At 72.0% G+C, this 19713-nt stretch carries 12 protein-coding genes; 2 read left to right on the top strand and 10 right to left on the bottom strand.

Annotated features, from left to right (window positions below):
- Positions 1-8: 8 nt before the first annotated feature.
- Entirely contained in the window at positions 9-1010 is a 1002-nt protein-coding gene (locus tag PT931_RS10460; RefSeq protein ID WP_456245521.1) for a helix-turn-helix transcriptional regulator, read from the bottom strand.
- 87 nt (positions 1011-1097) lie between these two features.
- Here PT931_RS10460 and PT931_RS10455 point away from each other — a divergent pair, with 87 nt between their 5' ends.
- On the top strand, positions 1098-2492 hold the full coding sequence (locus PT931_RS10455; protein ID WP_456245520.1) for an MFS transporter: 1395 nt from the start codon (positions 1098-1100) through the stop codon (positions 2490-2492).
- 209 nt (positions 2493-2701) lie between these two features.
- Here PT931_RS10455 and PT931_RS10450 read toward each other — a convergent pair whose 3' ends face one another.
- The 7 genes from PT931_RS10450 to PT931_RS10420 all read right to left on the bottom strand — a co-directional run bounded on the left by PT931_RS10450 (position 2702) and on the right by PT931_RS10420 (position 13753).
- Positions 2702-4744, bottom strand: a complete 2043-nt coding sequence (locus PT931_RS10450; RefSeq protein WP_456245519.1) for a M4 family metallopeptidase — start codon at positions 4742-4744, stop codon at positions 2702-2704.
- Positions 4745-4880: 136 nt separating this feature from the next.
- The gene (locus PT931_RS10445; RefSeq protein ID WP_456245518.1) at positions 4881-5981 is read right to left on the bottom strand and encodes a winged helix DNA-binding domain-containing protein; all 1101 of its coding nucleotides are present in this window, start codon (positions 5979-5981) and stop codon (positions 4881-4883) included.
- Between the two features lie 26 nt (positions 5982-6007).
- Complete coding sequence (locus tag PT931_RS10440; protein WP_456245517.1) at positions 6008-6850, bottom strand: NAD(P)H-binding protein; 843 nt, start codon at positions 6848-6850, stop codon at positions 6008-6010.
- Between the two features lie 211 nt (positions 6851-7061).
- Positions 7062-7994, bottom strand: a complete 933-nt coding sequence (locus PT931_RS10435; protein ID WP_456245516.1) for a hypothetical protein — start codon at positions 7992-7994, stop codon at positions 7062-7064.
- A 117-nt stretch (positions 7995-8111) separates the two neighbouring features.
- Positions 8112-10061 (bottom strand): S8 family serine peptidase, encoded by a 1950-nt coding sequence (locus PT931_RS10430; RefSeq protein WP_456245515.1) that lies wholly within the window; start codon positions 10059-10061, stop codon positions 8112-8114.
- A 409-nt stretch (positions 10062-10470) separates the two neighbouring features.
- Positions 10471-12576: a hypothetical protein gene (locus PT931_RS10425; RefSeq protein ID WP_456245514.1), complete on the bottom strand. Its 2106-nt coding sequence runs from the start codon at positions 12574-12576 to the stop codon at positions 10471-10473.
- A 253-nt stretch (positions 12577-12829) separates the two neighbouring features.
- On the bottom strand, positions 12830-13753 hold the full coding sequence (locus PT931_RS10420) for a hypothetical protein (protein ID WP_456245513.1): 924 nt from the start codon (positions 13751-13753) through the stop codon (positions 12830-12832).
- A 262-nt stretch (positions 13754-14015) separates the two neighbouring features.
- Between PT931_RS10420 and ligA the strand changes: the two genes are divergently transcribed.
- On the top strand, positions 14016-16091 hold the full coding sequence (ligA, locus tag PT931_RS10415) for an NAD-dependent DNA ligase LigA (RefSeq protein WP_456245512.1): 2076 nt from the start codon (positions 14016-14018) through the stop codon (positions 16089-16091).
- 252 nt (positions 16092-16343) lie between these two features.
- On the opposite strand, the gene PT931_RS10410 is transcribed toward ligA, so the two are convergent.
- The gene (locus PT931_RS10410; protein ID WP_456245511.1) at positions 16344-19169 is read right to left on the bottom strand and encodes a tetratricopeptide repeat protein; all 2826 of its coding nucleotides are present in this window, start codon (positions 19167-19169) and stop codon (positions 16344-16346) included.
- Between the two features lie 68 nt (positions 19170-19237).
- Complete coding sequence (locus PT931_RS10405; protein WP_456245510.1) at positions 19238-19693, bottom strand: hypothetical protein; 456 nt, start codon at positions 19691-19693, stop codon at positions 19238-19240.
- Positions 19694-19713 lie beyond the last annotated feature (20 nt).

The following is a 19713-nucleotide window of genomic DNA, read 5'->3' as shown; positions in this document are numbered from 1 at the left end:
GGACCGGGTCATCGCCCACCGTCGCCACCGGGACGGACGGGTCCCGGCTCGCCGTCGGGGGTGGAGCGGCCGTATCGTTCGGCCAGTTTCCGCAGGTGGGCGACGAGTTCGGGGGGCTCGGTCACGGTGAAGTCCAGGCCGAGCATCCCGATGTACACCGCGATCGTCTCCACGGTCTGCGCGCCGGTCACCAGCACGCACGTCTCCTCGTCGAGGACCTCGACGCCGCCGATCGTGGGGGTGATCCGTTCGGTGACCACGGCCGCGGGCGCGTGCACCGTGATCCGGGCCCGGTGCCGCCAGGTCGCGGCGGCCACGCCCTGGCCGACGTAGCCGGCGAGGTCGTCGGACGGCAGGTCGCGCGGGGTGAACCGGGGACCGTTCGGAACCCGGGGGGTGAGGCGGTCGACGCGGAACGTGCGCCAGTCGGTGCGGTCGAGGTCGAAGGCGACCAGGTACCAGCGGCTGCCCCGGTGGACGAGCCGGTAGGGCTCGACGGAGCGGACGCTGGTCGCGCCGGTGTGGTCGGCGTAGTCGAAGCGGAGACGTTCGTGGTCGCGGCACGCGGCGGTCAGGGCCGTGAGCACGGCGGCGTCGGCTTTGGGGCCGGAGTCGTACCGGGTGGTGACGGTGTAGCTCTGCAGGGTGTTGACCCGGCGGCGCAGCCGTGACGGCAGGACCTGTTCCAGTTTGGCCAGCGCCCGCAGGGAGGACTCCTCGATGCCGGTGATGCTTCCGCTGGCGGCCGTGCGCAGGCCGAGCGCGATGGCGACGGCCTCCTCGTCGTCGAGGAGGAGCGGGGGCATGGCCGCGCCCGCGCCGAGCCGGTAACCGCCGACGTTGCCGCGGGTGGCGTTGACCGGGTAGCCGAGGCCGCGGAGTCGTTCGACGTCGTTGCGGACGGTGCGGGTGCTGACGTCGAGCCGGTCGGCGAGTTCGGGGCCGGTCCAGTCGCGGGGCGTCTGCAGCAGAGACAGGAGTCTGAGGAGTCGGGCGGAGGTTTCCAACATTCCTCCAGTCTGCCCGACTATCAGGAACAGAGTCTTCCTAATAGCGCCGTAGGTTGATGGCATCCCCCGAACGAGGAGTGAGAAGTCATGACCGCAGTGCTCCAAGCGCCCGTCGTCACCACCCGCCGCTGGCTGGGCCTGTCCGCGATCCTGGCCGCCACCCTGATGAACCTGCTCGACGCGTCGATCGTGAGCGTCGCGGCACCGGCGATCCAGGGCGACCTCGGCGGCGGCTACACGGCGATCCAGTGGATCGCGGCGAGCTACACGCTGGCGATCGCCGTCGGCCTGCTCGCGGGCGGCCGGCTCGGCGACCTGTACGGTCGCAAGCGGATGATGCGATGCGGCATCGTGGGCTTCCTGGTCGCGTCGGTGGCCTGCGCGCTGGCACCGAGCGCCGAGGCCCTGATCGGGGCCCGCGCACTGCAGGGCCTGGCGGCGGCGGTGATGATCCCGCAGGGCTTCGGACTGCTGCGGGACCTGTTCGGCGCCGCGCTGGGCAAGGCGTTCATGATCTTCGGTCCGGCGATCGGGCTGTCCACCATCCTCGGTCCCGTCGTGGCCGGGACGCTGGTCGACGCCGACGTGTTCGGTACCGGATGGCGCATGATCTTCCTGATCAACCTGCCCCTCGGGGCGTTCGCGCTGATCGCGGGCGGTAGGGCCCTGCCCGACCCGGCGCCGGTCGCCCGGGGCCGCAGGCTCGACTGGCGGGGCGCCGCCGTGGCCGGGACCGGCATGTTCCTGCTGACCTTCCCCCTGGTGCAGGGCCGGGAGCTCGGCTGGCCGCTGTGGACGATCGCGATGCTGGTCGCGGCGGTGCCGGTGCTGGGCCTGTTCGCCCGGCAGCAGTTGCGCGCCACGGACACGAAGCTGATCGAGCTGAGCGTGTTCGCGAAGCGGTCCTACACCTCCGGCGTGGTGTTCGTCCTGGTGTTCTTCGGCGCGATCTGCGGCTTCTCCCTGGCCGTCGGGATGCTGCTGCAGCTGGGCCTCGGCCAGTCGGCGACCCGGGCCAGCCTCACGATGGCCGGCTGGGCGGTGGGCGCGTTCGTCGGCTCGGGCCTCAGCGGCGGCCTGGTCGCCAGGCTCGGCCGCACGGTCCTGCACCTCGGCCTGGCCGTGATGGCCGTCGGGATCGGCTGGCTGTACCTGGCCTTCCACGCCGGGTCGACGGCGGTCGTGGCGCCGCTGGCGGTGTTCGGCCTCGGGATGGGCATGATCTTCGTGCCGCTGTTCGACATCATCATGGGCGACGTGGCCGACCACGAGACCGGCTCGGCCGCCGCGGCGCTGGAGACGGTGCAGCAGCTCGCGGCCTCGGTCGGGGTGGCCGTGTTCGGCACGGTGTTCTTCGGCCGGTTCACCGCGCCCGGCACGCACTTCGCGGCCATCGAGCCGGCCACGCTCCTGGCGCTGGCGCTGACCGGCCTCGCATTCGCGCTCGGCTTCCTGCTCCCGAAGCGGGCCCGGCGGCACTGAACCGACCCCGCCAGCCGGCGGCCGGGCCCCGCGCCCGGCCGCCGGCTCGTGCGTTCCCGCGACAGCCACCCGACCGCTCGGGACGGCGGGGGCCGGGTGGCCGTCGCCCGCCGGGACGGCACAGTCCCCCGGCCGTCCGGGGTGGCGGGGCCCGGTGCCGGGTCAGGTGATCGTCAGCGCGGTGTCGGTGTGCCCCGCGCCGCAGCCGTTCAGCCAGGCACCGGGCACGCCCAGTGGGCGGGCCGTGGCCCTGGCGGGGGCCGATCACCCGCGGGCTCGCCGTCCACGGCTTCCGGGCTGCCCCGAAGGCGTGGGTGGCCGAGCTTCGGGCTCGGGCAGGTGCCCGGCGACCCGTGGACCGTCAGGGTGTACAGCACGCTGTGCGCCCTTCCCGTCGCGGTGCCGGTCCCGCTGAGCGTGAGCGCGTAGGTGCCCGGCGGGGCCGCGGTGGTGGCCACCAGCGTCAGGGTCGACGCGCCGTCGGAGGGGATGGACGGCGGTTGGAACGACGCGTGCAGACCGGACGGCAGGCCCGCCGCCGACAGGGTCACGGTCTGCGGAGCACCGGACGTCGTGCTGGTGGTCAGTGTGACGGTGGTGCTTCCACCAGGGTTGACGCTGCCGGTCGGCGAGCCGGCGGCGAGGGAGAAGTCGCTCGGGGGCGGGCACTCCGCGTCCGCGCCGGCGACGTTCACGGATGTCCACGCGGCCTGGACGGTGCGGTACTCCACGGAGCAGGTCCCGTACAGGTCGGTCGCCGCGCGGAGGGTGAACGCCCGCGCGGTGCTGTTCGGCGCGGCGGTGTTGACGTAGTTCGTGGCGGAGACGAAGTAGACCGTCAGCGCCCGGTACCAGATCCTCGCGGCACTGGTCCGGCCGATGCCGGTGACGGTGCCCGGTTGGCAGACCGGGGAGGTGCCGTACGGGGTGGCCCCGGTGCCCTCGGCGAGGTCGAAGTAGAAGTGGTTGGCGACGCCTGAGGAGAAGTGCGGATCCCTGGAGGCCGTCGTCGAGGACCAGCAGCCGTCCGACGAGCCGTCGAGCCGGGGGTTGTACATGTACCGCAGCGGGGTGCCGTTGTGGTGGAAGTCGAGCATCTCCCCGATCACGTAGTCGCCCGGATCGGTGGCGTTCGCCGCCTGGAACTCCACCATCGAGCCGAAGATGTCCGACGTCGCCTCGTCCAGCGCGCCGGACTCGCCGGTGGGGTTCAGGCCGCCGGGGACGCTGTACTCGGTGACGCCGTGCGACAACTCGTGCCCGGCGATGTCGAGGGAGATGATCGGTCCGGTGCTGCCGTCGCCGTCGCCGTAGAGCACCTGGGTGCCGTCCCAGAGGGCGTTGACGTATTTCTTTCCGTAGTGCACGAGGCTCCGGACACCGGCGCCGGAGTTGAAGATGCCGAGTCGGCCGTGGACGGTCTTGTAGTAGTCCCAGGTCACGGCCGCGCCGTAGTGCGCGTCGGCGGCGACGGTCGCGGGGTCGGAGAGCCTGTTGTTGCCCCAGGTGTTGTCGGGGTCGACCATCGCGGTGCAGGTGGGCACGGGACCCACGTCGCAGGTGAGGTTGCCGCCGCGCACCGGGTCGATCAGCCGGTACCCGCCACCCGACGCCGTGGTGTCGAGCGGAACGTTGCCGGCGCGCAGGATCCGGCCGGTACCGGCGGCGGTGTGGACCTCGTCGAAGGCGCGGAGGTAGCCGCCGCCAGTCGCGGCGCTCAGCACGTGCAGCCTGCTCGGGGTCTGCCCGTCGGGACCGTTGCCCTCGACGAGGGTGTCCCAGGCGAGGACGCCCGTGCCGTCGGCGGCGTCGACCACCAGCTCGGGGACGCCGACGGCGCGGACCGTGCCGGCGAAGCGCGCCCGGGCACCGGCGGCGGCCGAGGCCCTCCCGACGGTCGGGGCGGTGTCGAGGGCCAGTGGCCGGGTCAAAGCGTTGCCGACGCTGGTCAGGGTGCCGTCGGGGGCGGCGTGCACGGCGAGGTCGCCGCCGAGGACCCGCAGTCCCCGGTAGGTGCGGGTGTAGCGCGCGTGCACGGAGCCGTCCGGGTCGAGGGTGGTGGCGTACACCTGGTAGGCGTCGCCGTCGGAGCCGCTGATCTCGGCGCGGTGGGTGGACAGTAGCGCGCCGGTCACGGCGACGGCCCGGTCCCGCCCGGTCGGAGGGGGCGCCGCCGGGGAACTCGTGGCGGCCGTGGTCGTCAGTCCCGCGACGAGCAGGGCGATCCCGGTCGCGGCGACGGTTCTTCTCATACCGGTTCCCCCTGCCGACTATGGCGCACAAACCTCCAATACATCCATATCCGTCGATCTTTTGTTTGTACAGTGCGCTCCTCCGCCCCACGCCGAGGGCCCGCGCCCCGCGCTGTCGGGCCTGGATCGCGACGGACTATCCGGGGTACCCGACGAGCAGATCGTGCCGCGCGTCCGGCGCGGCGAACGCCAGCAGCCGTGCGCCCTCGGCCTCGACCTCGGCCCGTTCGCCGGCCGTCAGCGCCCGGAACGGCTCGACCTCCAGACTCGCCGACGTTGTTGCCGTCCGGAGCTTCCAGGCGCCGGCCACCTCCCCGTCCACGAGGACGGTGGCCCGCATCCCGTTGCGGGTCGTCACGCGCCGGCGGACCTCGTCCGTGATCACCCGGCCACGGTCGGCGTGTGAGGCGAGCAGGTTGTCGTACTCGGGCAGGAACCGCACCGGCGCGGTGACCCCGGCGTCGGGGCGCGGGGCCTCCGGTAGATCGAACAGCTCGACACCGCGCTCGTCACGGAAGACCGCCAACCTCCCCCGCAGCCCCTCCAGGACCGGCCGCAGACGGGTACGGCCGGCCCAGACCTGCACGTCGGCGACCGAGGCCGGGCCGAACGCGGCGAGATAGCGCAGCACGACGTGACCGAGGTCCGCCTCGGGTGCCGCCTCGACCCCGGTCCAGTCGGCCGCCGTCGCGTACCGCGTGCTCCCGCCCACGCCCCACACGGCGCGCGGCGGCACCTGTACCAGCGGCACCAGGTTGCGCACCACGGTGGCGAGCGCGCGGGGTTCGCGGTCGGGCCACCGCTCGGACAGGGCAGCGCCGAGTTCCTTCGGCGTGAGCCGGCCGGTGCCGAGCAGCGCGCGGCCAGCCTCCGCGACGGCAGCGCGGTCGAGCCCCTCGAGGCCGGCCCGGAACGCCGTGTCCAGTTCGCGGTCGAGGGCCGGCTGCGCCCACGGCCGCAGCGCGCCGATGTCGGCCGGGGTGACCAGGTGCACCGTGCTGCGCATCAACGCGATCCGCACGAGGTGCCGCCCGGTCAACGCGCCGGCCAGATCGGCGGTACCGAACGCCCGGATCCGGCTCCACAGCCCGAAGTACGGCGCGTACGGCGCCTGCGCCTGGAGGCCGACGAGCCGGGAGACCGCGTCCACGACGGTCGTGTCGGCGCGCTCCAGCAGCAGTTGGCGGGCCAACAGGGCGCGGCCCAGCTCGCGCCGCCGCAGGATCGGTGCCGTCATCGCGTTCTCCCTCCCCGTCCCGTCGTTCAGCCGCCGAAATCGGCCCGGTGGTCCTCGGTCCACTGCGCGTACGTTCGCGCGGGGTGCCCGGTGATCCGCTCGACGACGTCGTTGACCGGGGCGGACCCCCCGACCGACCGCGCCATGAGCGCGAACAGCGCGGCCACGAACTCCGGGTCCATGAACTGACCCAACTGCTCGCGCACCGGCTCCGGATCGAGGTCCTCCACGGTGAGCGGTCGCCCCAGCGTCCCACCGAGCACGCGGACCTGCTCCGCCTGGGTCAGCGACGCGGGGCCGGTCAGGTCGTAGGCGTGCCCCGAGTGCCCGCCGCCGGTCAGGATCCGCGCGGCCACCTCGGCGACGTCGCGCTCGTGCACGGCGCTGAAGGCCGCGTCGGTGTACGGCGCGCGGATCACGTCGCCGCCGCCGAGCTGCATCGCGAACGTCAACGAGTTGACGGCCGGGAACAGCAGCCGCAGGAACGTCCACCCGATGCCGGACGCCTCGATGGCCCGCTCGACGTCGCGGTGGTACCGGGCGATCACGTCGGGCTGCCGGTCCGCGCCGGGGACCACGGCCCCCGAGGACAGGAACACCAGCCGCCGTACCCCCGCCGCGCGGGCGGCCGACAGGAGCGGGGCGACGTCCATGCCGTACTGCAGGACCAGGAACGCCGCCTCGACGCCCTCCATCACCGCCGGCAACGTCTCGGGCCTGGTCAGATCGCCCCGGACGACGTCGACGCCCAGCGGGAGCGCGGCCTTAGCCGGGGTACGGGTGAGCGCCCGGACGGGTACGCCCGCGGCGGCCAGCTCCTCGACGGCCTGGCGTCCGAAGTGGGCCGTGGCACCGATGACGAGGTACATGAAGAAGTCCTTTCGAGCGGGGGAACGTCGATCCGGCCTCCACGGTAGGCGGTAATCAGGAATGCTTGGTTCCTAATAGCCGCGAAAGTTTGATCTTCGAGGTCGGGCACCTCGGATGGGCGGGAGACCGGCCGCTCAGGCACGTGGAGGGTGCGCCCCGGCAACTCATTGTGCTGCGAGGCCTCGCGATGGTCGCGGCTCTGTCAGTCGTTCAGGTCCATTCCCAGCGCATGCCGATCATGCCCGGGTTGACGTCGGTGTCCACGAGGTGGGCCGCGTGGGTGTTGCCGACCCAGACCTCACGGATGCCCTGGTCCGGGGCCGGTTCCTTGCGCCGGGAAAAGGTGAGGCAGCGCGCCGGGATGGCAGCCGGGTCGAACTGGACCTCGAGGATGTACTCGCGCAGCGGGCCGGGGATCACGCGGGTGTAGTGGTCGGTGAGCACGCCGGGGCCGAACCGCAGTTCGTAGGCGATGACGGCGGTGTCGCCGGTGTTGAGCACCCGGTCGAAGATGAGTTCGGTGGCGAGGTACAGGCCCTCCGGGTCGGTGCGGGCCCGGCCGGTGCGGCAGTTGCGCAGCGCGTGCACGGTGGGGATGTTGGTGTGGTCCCCCTCGTCGTGCTTGAAGGCGATCACGTGCCGCGAGACGTTGTCCGTGGCGGCCCGAAGGACGTGGCGGGTGGTGAGGGAGATCGCGGCACGGTCGGGCCCGAGCCGGTACAGGTCGTGGCTGGAACAGGACAGAGCCTTGTGTTTCGGGGTTACCAGCGCGTCGAGGAGCGGCGGAAGGGTTTCGCTGTCGGTCCAGCCGTCCCCCAGCTCCATGGTCCCGGCCGCGTGGTCCAGCCACCGGCCGCGGGGGCGGCGGGGACCGAGTTGGGCGGTGAGCGCGTCGGCCGGCAGCCCGAGGATGCCTTCCAGGGCGTGCACCGCGCGCAGTGAGTCGGGGCGTTCCGGTCGACTGCGCCCCCGCCGCCAGTAGGTCAACGCGGTCTGGCTGACCATGATGTTGTGTTCGGCCAGACGGTTCTGGATCTCCTCGATCCGCATTCCGCTGGCCTCGATGGCCAGGTGCAACGCGGCCGAGAACGGGCCGGTCCGCAGCACGTGAGCCAGTTCCCGATCGATGATCTGCTCCCGCATATGGTGGAGTATCCACCTCTGAGCCGTGGTTGTTAATAGGTGAAAGCCCAGCTTAAGGCGCAGATAAGGCGGGCATGAGGTTGGCCGGCGCACGGAACTCGTGCGCCGGCCGACTGCTCAGGAAGCCGAGATCGTCACGTCGTCGACCACGAAACTCGTCTGGAGGTTCGCGTCCTCGACCCCGGTGAACTTCAGGGTCACCGTCTGCCCCGCGAACTGCTTGACATCGAAGGTCTTCTCCGCGTACCCGCTGGCGCGGTGGAGGTTGGAGTAGGTGGCCAGCGTCGTCGTACCCATCGTCACGGTGAGTTTGTCGTAGGCCACGTTCTCCGTTTCGGCGGTGTCGATGTGCAGCCAGAACCGCAGCGTCACCGCGGTGCAGCCCGCCGGGATCGCCACCGACTGTGAGACGTGGTCGGTGTGGGGCGAACCCTTGCCGTTCAGCCACGCGTACCGGCTGCCGCCGTGTGCGGGCTGCTGCGACCAGGTGCCGATCACGGCGGAGGAGGCGGACCAGGGGGTGGAGCCGCTCTCGAAGCCGGGGTTGGCCACCGCCTGGGTCGGCGTGCAGCCGCCGGTGGTGCCGACGGTCCAGGTGAACGGGGCACTGCCGGTCCTGCTCGCCGCGTCGGTGACCGTCACGGTCACGTTCGAGGAGCCCTGCGTGGTGGGCGTGCCGGTGATCCTCCCGGTGCCGGAGGCGATGGACAGCCCGGCGGGCAGGCCGGAGGCGCTCCAGGAGTACGGGGTCGAGCCGCCGGACGCCTGGAGCTGGAGGTCGACCGCGGTGCCCACCTTCGTGGACTGGTTACCCGGGCTGGTGACCGACGGGCCGCTCGGGGTGCCGCCGATGAAACTGACGTTGAGCAGCACGTTCGGCGATCCCGCGTTGATGTTGCTCAGCTTGCCCTTGGCGCCGTTGTCCACGAGCGCGTCGCGGACCTGCTGCGGGGTGGCGGACGGGTTGGCGCCCAGGTAGAGGGCCGCCGCTCCGGCGACGTGCGGCGAGGCCATCGACGTGCCGGTCATGGTCGTCGAGCCCGTGTTGCTGCTGTGCGACGCCGAGACGATGTTCGTACCGGGCGCCCACAGGTCCAGACAGGAGCCGTAGTTGGAGTCCGTGGTGTACCGCGAGTCCGTCTTGGTGCTGTTGCCGACGGTGATGGCCTCGGTGACCTTCTGCGGGCTGTAGTAGCAGGAGTCGTCGTTGTTGTTGCCGCCGGACATCACGAACTGCACCCCGGAGGCGATGATGGCCTTGACCGCGTTGTCGAAGGTGGGGCTGCTGCACCGCCCGCCGCAGCCGATGCTGTAGTTGGCGACGGCCGGCTTGACCGCGTTGGCCTTCACCCAGTTCAGCCCCGCGAGGATGTCGTCGTCCTGGCCGTCGCCCTGGCAGTCGAGCACCCGGACGGCCACGATGTTGGCCTTCTTGGCGACCCCGAACGTGGTGCCCGCCGCGGTGCCGGCCACATGGGTGCCGTGGCCGGCGCAGTCGGACGGGTTGTCGTCGTTGTCGACGAAGTCCTTGCCGGGCTTGACCCGCCCCGTGAAGTTCTGGTGGTTGGCGTTGATGCCGGTGTCGATGACGTACACCGTGACGCCCTGCCCGGCGTTGGCCGGATAGGTGTACGAGGCGCTCAACGGAAGGTCCTGCTGGTCGACGCGGTCGATCCCCCAGCTCGGCGGGTTGTTCTGGGTGTCGGAGGCCCTTCTGGTCTGCACCTGCTCGACGTAGTCCACCGCCGGGTCGGCGGCCAACCGGCGTGCCTGCGCCGCGGACATCGAGACGGAGAAGCCCTTCAGGACCTGGTCGTAGACATGGTTCACGCTGCCGCCGAACCGTCCGGTGAGCCCGCGGGCCCGGCTGTGCACCACGTCGGCCGAGACTCCGGCCTGTGCGTCCTTCAACGCGACGATGTAGCGGCCCGGCACCGCCGCCGCGGAGTCACTGCCGTGGATGACACCCTCCCGCGGCACGGAGGCCTGCGAGACGCCACCGGCTCCCGCCACCACCGCCGCGACAGCCGCCGCGGTCACCAACCCACGCACTACCGTTGTTCGCATGTCGAACTCCTTTGAGGGGGAACGTTCGACAGGACACTAGGAATCCGGGGCGCCACAGGGCGAGAGCACCCAACAGGCGAACACCTTTTGGCCATTCAAAACTGTGACTGGAACACGGACGTTCCCGTGACCGGATTGGGCGGTTCGCCGGATCAACGGGCACGCAACCGGCCGGCGGCCTGCCGCACCGAGACGGACCGGGCCCGACCGTGGGCCATCCGTGCGGCTCAGAAGGCCGGACAACGGCTCGGCGGCGGAAGCGGCGCCCAACAGTTTTGACGACGGGTACCCGCGTGCGTTTCCGGAAGGCGGTGAGCGATTCGCGGATGGCCGATGAGCCGTGCGACCACGGCGGCCCCGCCGACCCGAACCAGGGGAAGGTTCGGGCCGGCGGGGCCGTCTGTGCCGGTCAGGAGGTGGTGACCGACAGGCTGTCGAGCAGGAAGTCCGTCTGGAGGGTGGCGTCCTCCAGGCTGACGAACCGCAGGGTGATCGACCTGCCCCGGTAGCCGCTGAGGTTCAGCGTGCGGGCCACGTACCCGTTGCTGGCGTTGGTGTTGGAGAACGTCGCCAGCGTGGTGGTGGTGCCGCCGTCGGTGACCTGGACCTTGAACGTGTCGTAGGCGGTGGTGCCGGTCTCGGCGGTCTTGACCCGGAGGTAGTAGTTCAGGGTGGCCGTGCCGCCGGTGCTGGGGACCGTGAACGTCTGGCTCACCGCGTCGGTGGTGCCGCCGCCGCGACTGCCCAGCCACGCGAACCACGAGCCGGCCTGCGCGGGGTTGCCGGTCCAGTTCCCGACGACGTTGCCGGTGATGGTCCAGCCGGTGGTGCCGCTCTCGAAGCCGCCGTTGGCCAGGCCCGTGGTGGGGGGCGTGGTGGTGCGGTAGTCGATGGTGTGGGCGTGGACCCGGTCACGGGTGGCCGCGGTCATGTCGAGTTTCGACTCGGGCCGGTCGACGGTGAACCATTCCTGGAAGGAACCCGACGGGTACTGGCGCATGTTGTCGAACGTGGCCGCCGGACCGCCGTCGACGTTGCGCCACAGGTCGATCAGTGCCCCGGCGACGCGGAGTTCGACCCAGTCGCCATCCTCGGGGTTGGTGCGGCTGGCCTCCTCGTTGGGCTTGTTCCAGTTCGTCTGCATCAGGTCGGCGTACGCGCCGTTGGCCCAGTAGAACCGGCCGTCGCCCTTGAGGTAGCCGGCGATGGCGTTGGCGAAGCCCTCGGTCCACGCGCACATCGCGCCGGTGCGCAGGTGGATGAAGTGCTCGCTCGGGCAGTCGCTCGGCGGCCACGATCCGGCGTAGAGCAGGTCCATGAACGCGTGCCCGGCCTCGTGCAGCACCAGGTGCTCGGAGTCGGGATCGGCGTCGGAGAGGTTGACGTAGCGCTGCCCGAACGGCACGGAGTTGTTGAAGGACGCGCCGGTGGTGCTGCCCGGCTGCCAGTGCAGGGTGATCTTCGTGCAGTTGCCGGACTCCCGGGCCGTCCAGCAGGTGGTGCCCGCCCCCCGGGCGAACCACAGCAGGTTCAGGGTGTCGAACGCGTGCCAGCCGCGCATGTAGGCCGAGGCCGGCGCGCTGGCCCCGAAGGACTGGTCGGTCCCGGGGGCCGCGTTGGACGCCACCGCCGTGGTGACGGTGTAGAAGCCGGTGCCGGCGTTGTTGGTGACCCCCCACAGGCTGGAGTTCGTGCTGAACTGCACCCACAGCTGGTTCACGGTGGCCGAGGAGTTGAAGCACACGGAGTACGTGCCGTCGGTGGCCGACGTGTAGCCGGTGCCGTAGGCGACGGCGGCCGACGAGGAGGTGGCCTTGCCGAACACGGTCAGCGGGACGTTGCGCCCGGCGAGCCGCGTGCCGGCCTTGTCGGTGATCTCGAACGCGCCCTTCGCGCAGATCTGCCCGGGGACGGCCGACGGCGCGATCCTCACGACCGCGCCCGCGCCGGGGGCGAGCGTGACCGCCCGGGAGTCCTGCCCGACGATGCCGGCCCTGGACGTGCCGGGGCGGTCACCGACGGTCAGCAGTGCCGAGCCTCTGCCGGACCGGCCGGGCGTGACGGCGTCGGCGTCGACGACGGCCGCCTCGATCTGCGCCGGACCGGCGGCCAGCGCGGTCACCGCGAACGTGACGGTCCGCTCGGACCCGCCGAGGGCGAACGTCCGTTCGGCCACCTGGTTCAGGCCGACGGTGCGGGGCGCGGACAGGCCGGACCCGCCGTTGCTCAGCCGCAGGGTGGTGGGCAGCTGGACGGACAGCCGGGCCCGGGAGATCGCGACCTGCGAACGCAACTTCACCCGTACGGTCGTGGTCTCGCCGACCGCGGGCAGCCTGTCGAGCGTGACGTCGGCGGTCACGCAGCTGGGCTCGGCCTCGGAGTGCCCGTGGGTGCCGGCCGGTGGCGTACACGACTGGGGACTGTGGGCGGAGGCCGTGGCCAGCGGCGCGAGCACGGCGCAGAACGCCGCCGTGACCGCCGCGGCGACGACCCGCCGGAGGTGTGTGGAAGACATGAGGGGATGCCTGTTCTGACGGTGGCCGTCGGGCCACCGCCGGGGTGAGGGGATTGACGACCCATGATGACCACCTCACCCGGACAAGTTCAAGATCGCAGCGCTCGTCAGTTGTGCCGCCGGCAAATGTGTGAAGCACCCACCCGGCCGGGCCTCGCACGTCACCGCGTTTCCGCTGGTCAGGAGGCTTCAGGAGGGCGACGCGGACAGGTACGGGGTTCAGATGGAAAGATTGATCGGCCCCCGAACGGCGTCACCACTCCCACCGCATCCCGCACACCCCCGGCGGCACGTCCCGCTCGACCAGCAGGGCCGTGTTCGACGAGCCGATCGGCAGCGGACGGGACTCCAGATCGGGCCCGTCACACGTGAGCCTGCGGTAACTGGCACAGCGGGTGGGCGCGTCGCCCAGGAACTCCGTCTGCAACACGTACTCCCGCGAACCGTAGTGGAACCGGGTGTGGAAGTAGTCCCTGCGCCTGCCCGGCGCGAACCGGAACTCGTACTCGATGACCGTGTCCTCACCGGCCCGCAGAGTCCGGTCCAGCACCAGCTCCGCGACCAGCAGCCGGCCGCCCGGGTCGTACCGGACGCGGTCGACGGAGCAGAACCCGGTGGCCACCACCTCCGGCGGCTCCTGGTCGGGGTCGGTGTCCTCGGCCTGGTAGAAGATCACACACCGGTCGATCAGATGCCGCAGCGCGCGCATCACCGGCCGGCACCGCACGCTGAGCTCCGACCGGTCGGCCGCCACGGTCACCACGTCGTGGGTGGACAGGATCTCGAACCGGCCCTGCGGTTCGGCACCCAACTGGGTCATGACCGGTGCCTCGCTGGGCCACAGGTAGTCACGGTCGCAGCCGGTCAACCACCGCCCCCGTGGGCGGGGCGGCCCCAGCAGGACCAACAGCGACGACGCCGGCAGCCCCAGGAGTGCCTCCAGTTCCCCGAGCGCCCGCAGCGACGCCCCGCGCTCCGGACGTGAGCGGTTGCGCCGCCAGTAGCTCAACGTCGTCCGACTGATCGTGACCCCCCGCTCGGCCAGACGGAACCGCAGCTGGTCCAGCGTCAGGCCGCGCGCCGTGATCGCCGCGTCCAGCGCCTCGGCGAACGTGCCCGTGCGCAGCACCCGCGCCAGGTGCCTGCCGTCACGGCCGGATCTCGGATTCGGTGACATCGTGTCCCCCTCGTCGTCATCGGTCGCGGCCCGGCCGGGGCGGGCGGTCGCGCGAATCCCCAATATCAGCGCCGACCGTTGTGCTGTCCAGCCGGTCCCGGATGGCGAAACACGCCTTAACCAGCTCTTATTGGAAGGGGTCCGGTGGGGCGGCCGGGCACACGACGAGCCCACGCGGCGCAATATCGGTATGGTCGGACAAGGTACGGGCTGTCCCCGCAAGCGGGCGGAACTGTCGTACCCCCAGGGCAGAATATGCCCCATGAGCAGCGCATCCACCCCCTCGACCATCGTCTCCCCCGACGACTACGCCGCCGCCGTGGAAGCCGCGACGACCGCCGCCGCGGCGTACTACGCCGACGGCACCCAGACGATGGACGACGACGTCTACGACGCGCTCGTGCGGGCGATCACCGCGTGGGAGGAGGCGCACCCCGACGCCGTGCTGCCCGACTCCCCCACCGGGAAGGTGGCTGGCGGAACGGCGGCCGGCGACGTCCCGCACACCCGTCCCATGCTGTCCCTCGACAACGTCTTCAACGCCGAGCAGTTGACCGCGTGGGCCGCCGGCCTGGAGCGGCGCCTCGGACGTCCGGTCGAGGCATGGGCGGTGGAGACGAAGCTCGACGGCCTGGCCATCGCCGCCCGGTACCGCGACGGACGCCTCGTCCAGCTCGTCACCCGGGGGAACGGCACCGAGGGCGAGGACGTCACCGCCCAGGGCCTCGGCCACATCGTCGGCCTCCCCCGGCGACTCGCCCGGCCGGAGACCCTGGAGGTCCGGGGCGAGGTGCTGCTGACCCGCGAGCAGTACGAGGCGGCGACCTCCGCCCGCGTCGCCGCCGGCGGCGACCCGTTCAGCAACCCGCGCTCCGCGGCCGCCGGGAGCATGCGGACGAAGAACAGGCCGTACGAGGTCGAGTGGACGTTCTTCGGCTACAGCGCCCTCGCCCTCGACGCGACCGGCGACACCGTCGCCACCGACCTGGCGACCTTGCCGCACTCCGGCGTCCTGGACCTCCTGACCGGCCTCGGCGTCCAGACCAGCGCGGCGGCGCTGCCCGGCACCGTCCGCCACGAGACCCTCGACGGGGTCCTCGCCCGGATCCGGGAGATCGGCGAGGCCCGGGCCGGCCTGGGGTTCGGCATCGACGGGATCGTCATCAAGACCGACCCCGCTCCCGACCAGGAGCAGGCCGGTTTCTCCTCCCGCGCCCCCAGGTGGGCGATCGCGTACAAGCTGCCCGCCGACACGAGGATCACGAAGCTGGTCGGCGTGGAGTGGGAGGTCGGCCGGACCGGCATCATCGCCCCCCGCGCGGTCCTCGAACCGGTGGAGATCGGCGGGGTGATCGTCACGTACGCGACCCTGCACAACGCGGCAGACATCGGCCGCAAGGGGCTGCTCGTCGGCGACCAGGTGACGGTGTACCGGGCAGGGGACGTCATCCCGGCGATCGAAGCACCCCTCGTGGCCGTGCGCACCGGCACGGAGACACCGATCGCGATCCCCGAGGTGTGCCCACGGTGCGGCAGCGACATCGACCGCTCGCAGGAGCGGTGGCGGTGCCCCCTGGGGCGGTCCTGCAACGCGATCGCGTCCATCGAGTACGCGGTCTCCCGCAACGCCCTGGACATCGAGGGCCTCGGCCGCACCCGCATCGTCCAACTCGTCGACGCCGGTCTCATCGGAGACTTCGCTGACCTGTTCTTCCTGACCCGCGAGCAGATCCTCGGACTGGACCGGATGGGCGACACCTCCACCGACAACCTCCTCGGCGCGCTGGAAGCCGCCAGGCGGCAGCCCCTCGCCCGGGTCCTGACCGCCCTCGGGGTGCGCGGCACGGGCCGTTCGATGTCCCGGCGGATCGCCCGGCACTTCGCGACCATGGACCACATCCGCGCCGCCGACGCCGCCGCGCTCCAGGCTGTCGACGGCCTGGGCCCGGAGAAGACGCCGGTCATCGTCGAGGAGCTCCGGGACCTCGCACGGTTGATCGACAAGCTCGTCTCCGCCGGGGTGAACATGACCGAGCCCGGCGCCACCCCACCCGGCCAGGCGCCCGCGGGCGAAGTCGCGGACCTGCCGCTCGCGGGGCGGTCCGTGGTCGTGACCGGGTCGATGAGCGGCCCACTGGCCGACCTGTCACGCAACGAGATGAACGAACTCATCGAGCGCGCCGGCGGCAAGGCGTCCGGTTCGGTGTCGAAGAACACCGCCCTGCTCGTCGCCGGGGACAAGGCCGGATCCAAGCTGGCCAAGGCCGAGACCCTCGGCGTCACCGTCATCGGACCTGACGAGTTCGCCGACCTCGTCCACGCGTTCCTGTCGCGCTGACGCCCTCGGCCTCTTCCGTCCGCCCGGCGGACACGATCTCCGCCCGGATCACCACCTGCCGCACGGGTCCGGCGACGCCTCTGCGGAACGTCGCCCGTCGTGCGCGCCGCACGGTGGGCGACATGCTCCGATGGCGGGTTCCGGAGTGCGATGGTGTGCCACAGGCGTCTCCGACGCGGAGCGATGGTCGTCCCCGCAGCGGCTCTGACGGCTTGCACCGGTCCGCGACCTGGTCACCCGGCGTCGCCACACTCACCGTGCCGGAGGATCGTCCTGCTGATCGCCGAGCCAGTCGCGCAGGGCTCCGGCGTTGTGCTCGTCCCCGGTCTCGGCGAACGCCCGTAGCGCCTCCCTCCAGCAGCCGATCGCCTCGTCGAACCGGCGCACCTCCAGCAGCGCGAGCCCGAGGTTGTTCAACGCCAGGCCTTCGCCGTGCCGGTCGCCCAGTTCGCGGGCGATGTCGGTGGCCTGTTGGTGGGCGCCGATCGCCTCCTCGAACCGACGCACCGCTAGCAGCCCGTTCCCGAGGTTGTTCAACGCACTGCCTTCGCTGTGCCGGTCGCCCAGCTCGCGGGCGATGCCGGCAGCCTGTTGGTGGGCGCCGATCGCCTCCTCGAACCGACGCACATCCTGCAGCGCGTTCCCGAGGTTGCTCAGGGCCAGGCTTTCGCTGTGCCGGTCGCCCAGCTCACGGGCGATGCCGGCGGCCCGTTGGTGGGCGCCGATCGCCTCCTCGAACCGACGCACCGCTAGCAGCCCGTTCCCGAGGTTGTTCAGGGCCGCGCCTTCGCCGTGCCGGTCGCCCAGCTCACGGGCGATGCCGGCGGCCTGTTGGTGGGCATCGATCGCCTCCTCGAACCGGCGCACCTCCAGCAGCGCGAGACCGAGGTTGTTCAACGCCGTGCCTTCGCTGTGCCGGTCGCCCAGCTCCCGCGCGATGCCGGCGGCCTGTTGGTGGGCATCGATCGCCTCCTCGAACCGACGCACCTCCAGCAGCGCGAGACCGAGGTTGCTCAGGGCCTGGCCCTCGCGGCGCCTGTCGCCGAGTTCACCGACCACCTCGGCGGCCTGTTGGTGGGCGTCGATCGCCTCCTCGAACCGGCGCACCTCTTGCAGCGAGTTCCCGAGGTTGCCCAGGGCCATGCCTTCGCTGTGCCGGTCGCCCAGCTCACGGGCGATCTCGACGGCCCGTTGGTGGGCGCCGATCGCCTCCCCGAACCGACGCACATCCTGCAGCGCGTTCCCGAGATTGTTCAACGCCCTGCCTTCGCCGTGCTGATCGCCCAGCCCGCGGGCGATCTCGGCGGCCTGCTGGTGGATACCGATCGCGTCATCGAACCAGCGCACCTGCCGCACCGCGTTGCCGAGGTTGCTCAGGGCCTGGCCTTCGCCGTGCCGTTCGCCCAGCTCGCGGGCGATGTCAGCAGCCTGTTGGTGGGCGCCGATCGCCTCCTCGAAACGACGCACATCCTGCAGCACGCTGCCGAGGTTGTTCAGGGCCGCGCCTTCGCCGTGCCGGTCGCCCAGCTCGCGCGCGATCTCGGCGGCCCTTTGGTGGGCATCGATCGCCTCCTCAAAACGACGCACCTCCTGCAGCGCGAGCCCGAGGTTGGCCAGGGCCGCACTTTCGCTGTGCCGGTCGCCCAGCTCGCGGAGGGCGGTCAGGGCGTGTTCGGTGAGGGTGATCCAGTCGGTGTGGTGGCGTCGCCAGGACAGGTACTCGGCGAGGAGGAGGGGCAGGCGGGCGGTGGTGCGGTGGTCGCCGATGGTGGCGGCGTGGCTGGTGAGGGCCAGCAGGTTGGGGTACTCGGCGTCCAGCCAGGTCAGGGCGTCGGCCCGGCCTGTGAAGCGGGCGGAGACCGTATCGCCTGGCAGCGCTCGCAGATGATCGTCGGCCGCGTCGAGGGTGCTCTGGTAGTGGTCGGTCAACCGCCGCCAGGCCGCGACCCGCTCCTCGGCGTCGGCGTTCGGCCCGGCCGTGGTGGCGATGTGCAGGCCGAGCAGGTCGTGGATGCGCCAGCGGCCGGCCCCGGTGGCCGACGGTTCGATGAGATGGGCCTGGCGCAGGGTCCGCAGGAGCCGGCGGACGACGGCTCCGGGTTGCCCGGCGAGTGCGGTGACGGTCTCGGGACCCAGGTCGGGGCCGGGGTTGACGGTCAGCAGCCGCAGCAACCGCAGCGCCCGCGGGTCCCGGTCGTCGAGATGACGCAGGGACAGGTCGAACACCGCCGTCAGGCTCGTCCGCTCGTCATAGGTCAGGCCCGACACCCGGTTGTCCGGGTCGGCCAGGTCGTCGGCGAGGTCGGCGACGGTGCGGTCGGGGTCGTCGGCCAGGAGCGCGGCGGCGATCCGCAGCGCGAGGGGCAGCCGGTCGCACAACCCCGCCAGCCGGGCCGCGCCCGCCGGATCGGCCCGCACGCGCTCGTCGGTCGCTGCGCGGGCCCGCAGAGCCTGGTCGAGGAGCCTGACCGCGGCGTCCACGTCGAGGACGTCCAGGTCCAGGGTGGTCACGCCCGCCAGCATGCCCAGGGTGTGCCGGGAGGTGATCAGTACCCGGTGGGCGGCGTGTTCGGGTAGGAGGTCTTCGACCTGGCTCGCGGTGGAGACGTTGTCGAGCACCAGCAGGACCGGCGCACCCGACCGGCCGAGCGCGGTCAGGTGCCGGTGGTAGGCCGCGGCCAGCCCGCCCGGGTCCGTCGGGATGTCGGCGTCGGACACGCCCAGGGCACGCAGCGCCGGATCGAACACCCCGGCCGCCTCGACCCGTCGGGCGGAGTCGTAACCGTGCAGGTCCACCAGGAACGCCCCACCGGCACACCAGCCGCGCTGCACCGCCTGGCGGGCGGCGTGCCGGGCCAGCGTGGTCTTGCCGACCCCACCGAGGCCGGCCACCGCCGACCGCACCGCCACCCCGGGCCCCCCACCCGCCGGATCCAGGCGGGCCAGCAGTTCCCGCAGCACGACGTCACGGCCGACGAACACCTCCGCGACCGCCTCCCGCACGGCCACCACCGGCACGACCACCGCCGCCGGCGCCGTCCTCGCGTCTCCTGTCCGGTTGTCGACGTGGACGGTCACCGGAGCGTGGAACGTCCCCACGGCGGCGGCGACGGACGCCGGAACGGGCGCACCGGAAGCGGTCGGGGTCAGCCCGCTGCCGGCCGGGTCGGGGGGAGCCCCACCGCCTTCATCGTGACGTTGACCCGCTCGTGGAACGTGCCGGCCGCACCGACGTCACCGGCGACGTCCACGTTCGTGTCGCCGACCGTGACATGACCCGCGCCACGCGCGTCGACGAACTGGTACCGGCCGGCCCGGGTGCCTTCCGGATCGGTCACCGCGAGGATCCGGCGTGCGACGGCCACCAGCTCCGCGTCGTCGAACTCCGCACCGGTCAGCAGCTCTTCGAGCTCGGCCCGGTTGCGATCCGGCTGGGCCTCGAACGCCTCCAGCACCCGCTGGCCCCGGCCCCGCCCCAGCCAGGAGGCCACCCCGGCCCGCAGGCCCTTCCACGCCTCGGCGATCTCGCCCTTGACGACCTCACCCGCACCCGCGCTGGCCCCGGCCGCCAACGCCGCGGTCACCAGTTCCACCACCGACACACAACCACCTCCACCACACA

Source organism: Longispora urticae (genome assembly GCF_053902585.1).
Note: the sequence above shows the minus strand (reverse complement) of the source record. Positions and strands in the feature narration are given on the sequence as shown.

Excerpts from the sequence above, each read along its gene's own strand:
- PT931_RS10460 (WP_456245521.1), bottom strand. The coding sequence starts at position 1,010 with ATGTTGGAAACCTCCGCCCGACTCCTCAGACTCCTGTCTCTGCTGCAG.
- PT931_RS10455 (WP_456245520.1), top strand. The coding sequence starts at position 1,098 with ATGACCGCAGTGCTCCAAGCGCCCGTCGTCACCACCCGCCGCTGGCTG.
- PT931_RS10450 (WP_456245519.1), bottom strand. The coding sequence starts at position 4,744 with ATGAGAAGAACCGTCGCCGCGACCGGGATCGCCCTGCTCGTCGCGGGA.
- PT931_RS10445 (WP_456245518.1), bottom strand. The coding sequence starts at position 5,981 with ATGACGGCACCGATCCTGCGGCGGCGCGAGCTGGGCCGCGCCCTGTTG.
- PT931_RS10440 (WP_456245517.1), bottom strand. The coding sequence starts at position 6,850 with ATGTACCTCGTCATCGGTGCCACGGCCCACTTCGGACGCCAGGCCGTC.
- PT931_RS10435 (WP_456245516.1), bottom strand. The coding sequence starts at position 7,994 with ATGCGGGAGCAGATCATCGATCGGGAACTGGCTCACGTGCTGCGGACC.
- PT931_RS10430 (WP_456245515.1), bottom strand. The coding sequence starts at position 10,061 with ATGCGAACAACGGTAGTGCGTGGGTTGGTGACCGCGGCGGCTGTCGCG.
- PT931_RS10425 (WP_456245514.1), bottom strand. The coding sequence starts at position 12,576 with ATGTCTTCCACACACCTCCGGCGGGTCGTCGCCGCGGCGGTCACGGCG.
- PT931_RS10420 (WP_456245513.1), bottom strand. The coding sequence starts at position 13,753 with ATGTCACCGAATCCGAGATCCGGCCGTGACGGCAGGCACCTGGCGCGG.
- ligA (WP_456245512.1), top strand. The coding sequence starts at position 14,016 with ATGAGCAGCGCATCCACCCCCTCGACCATCGTCTCCCCCGACGACTAC.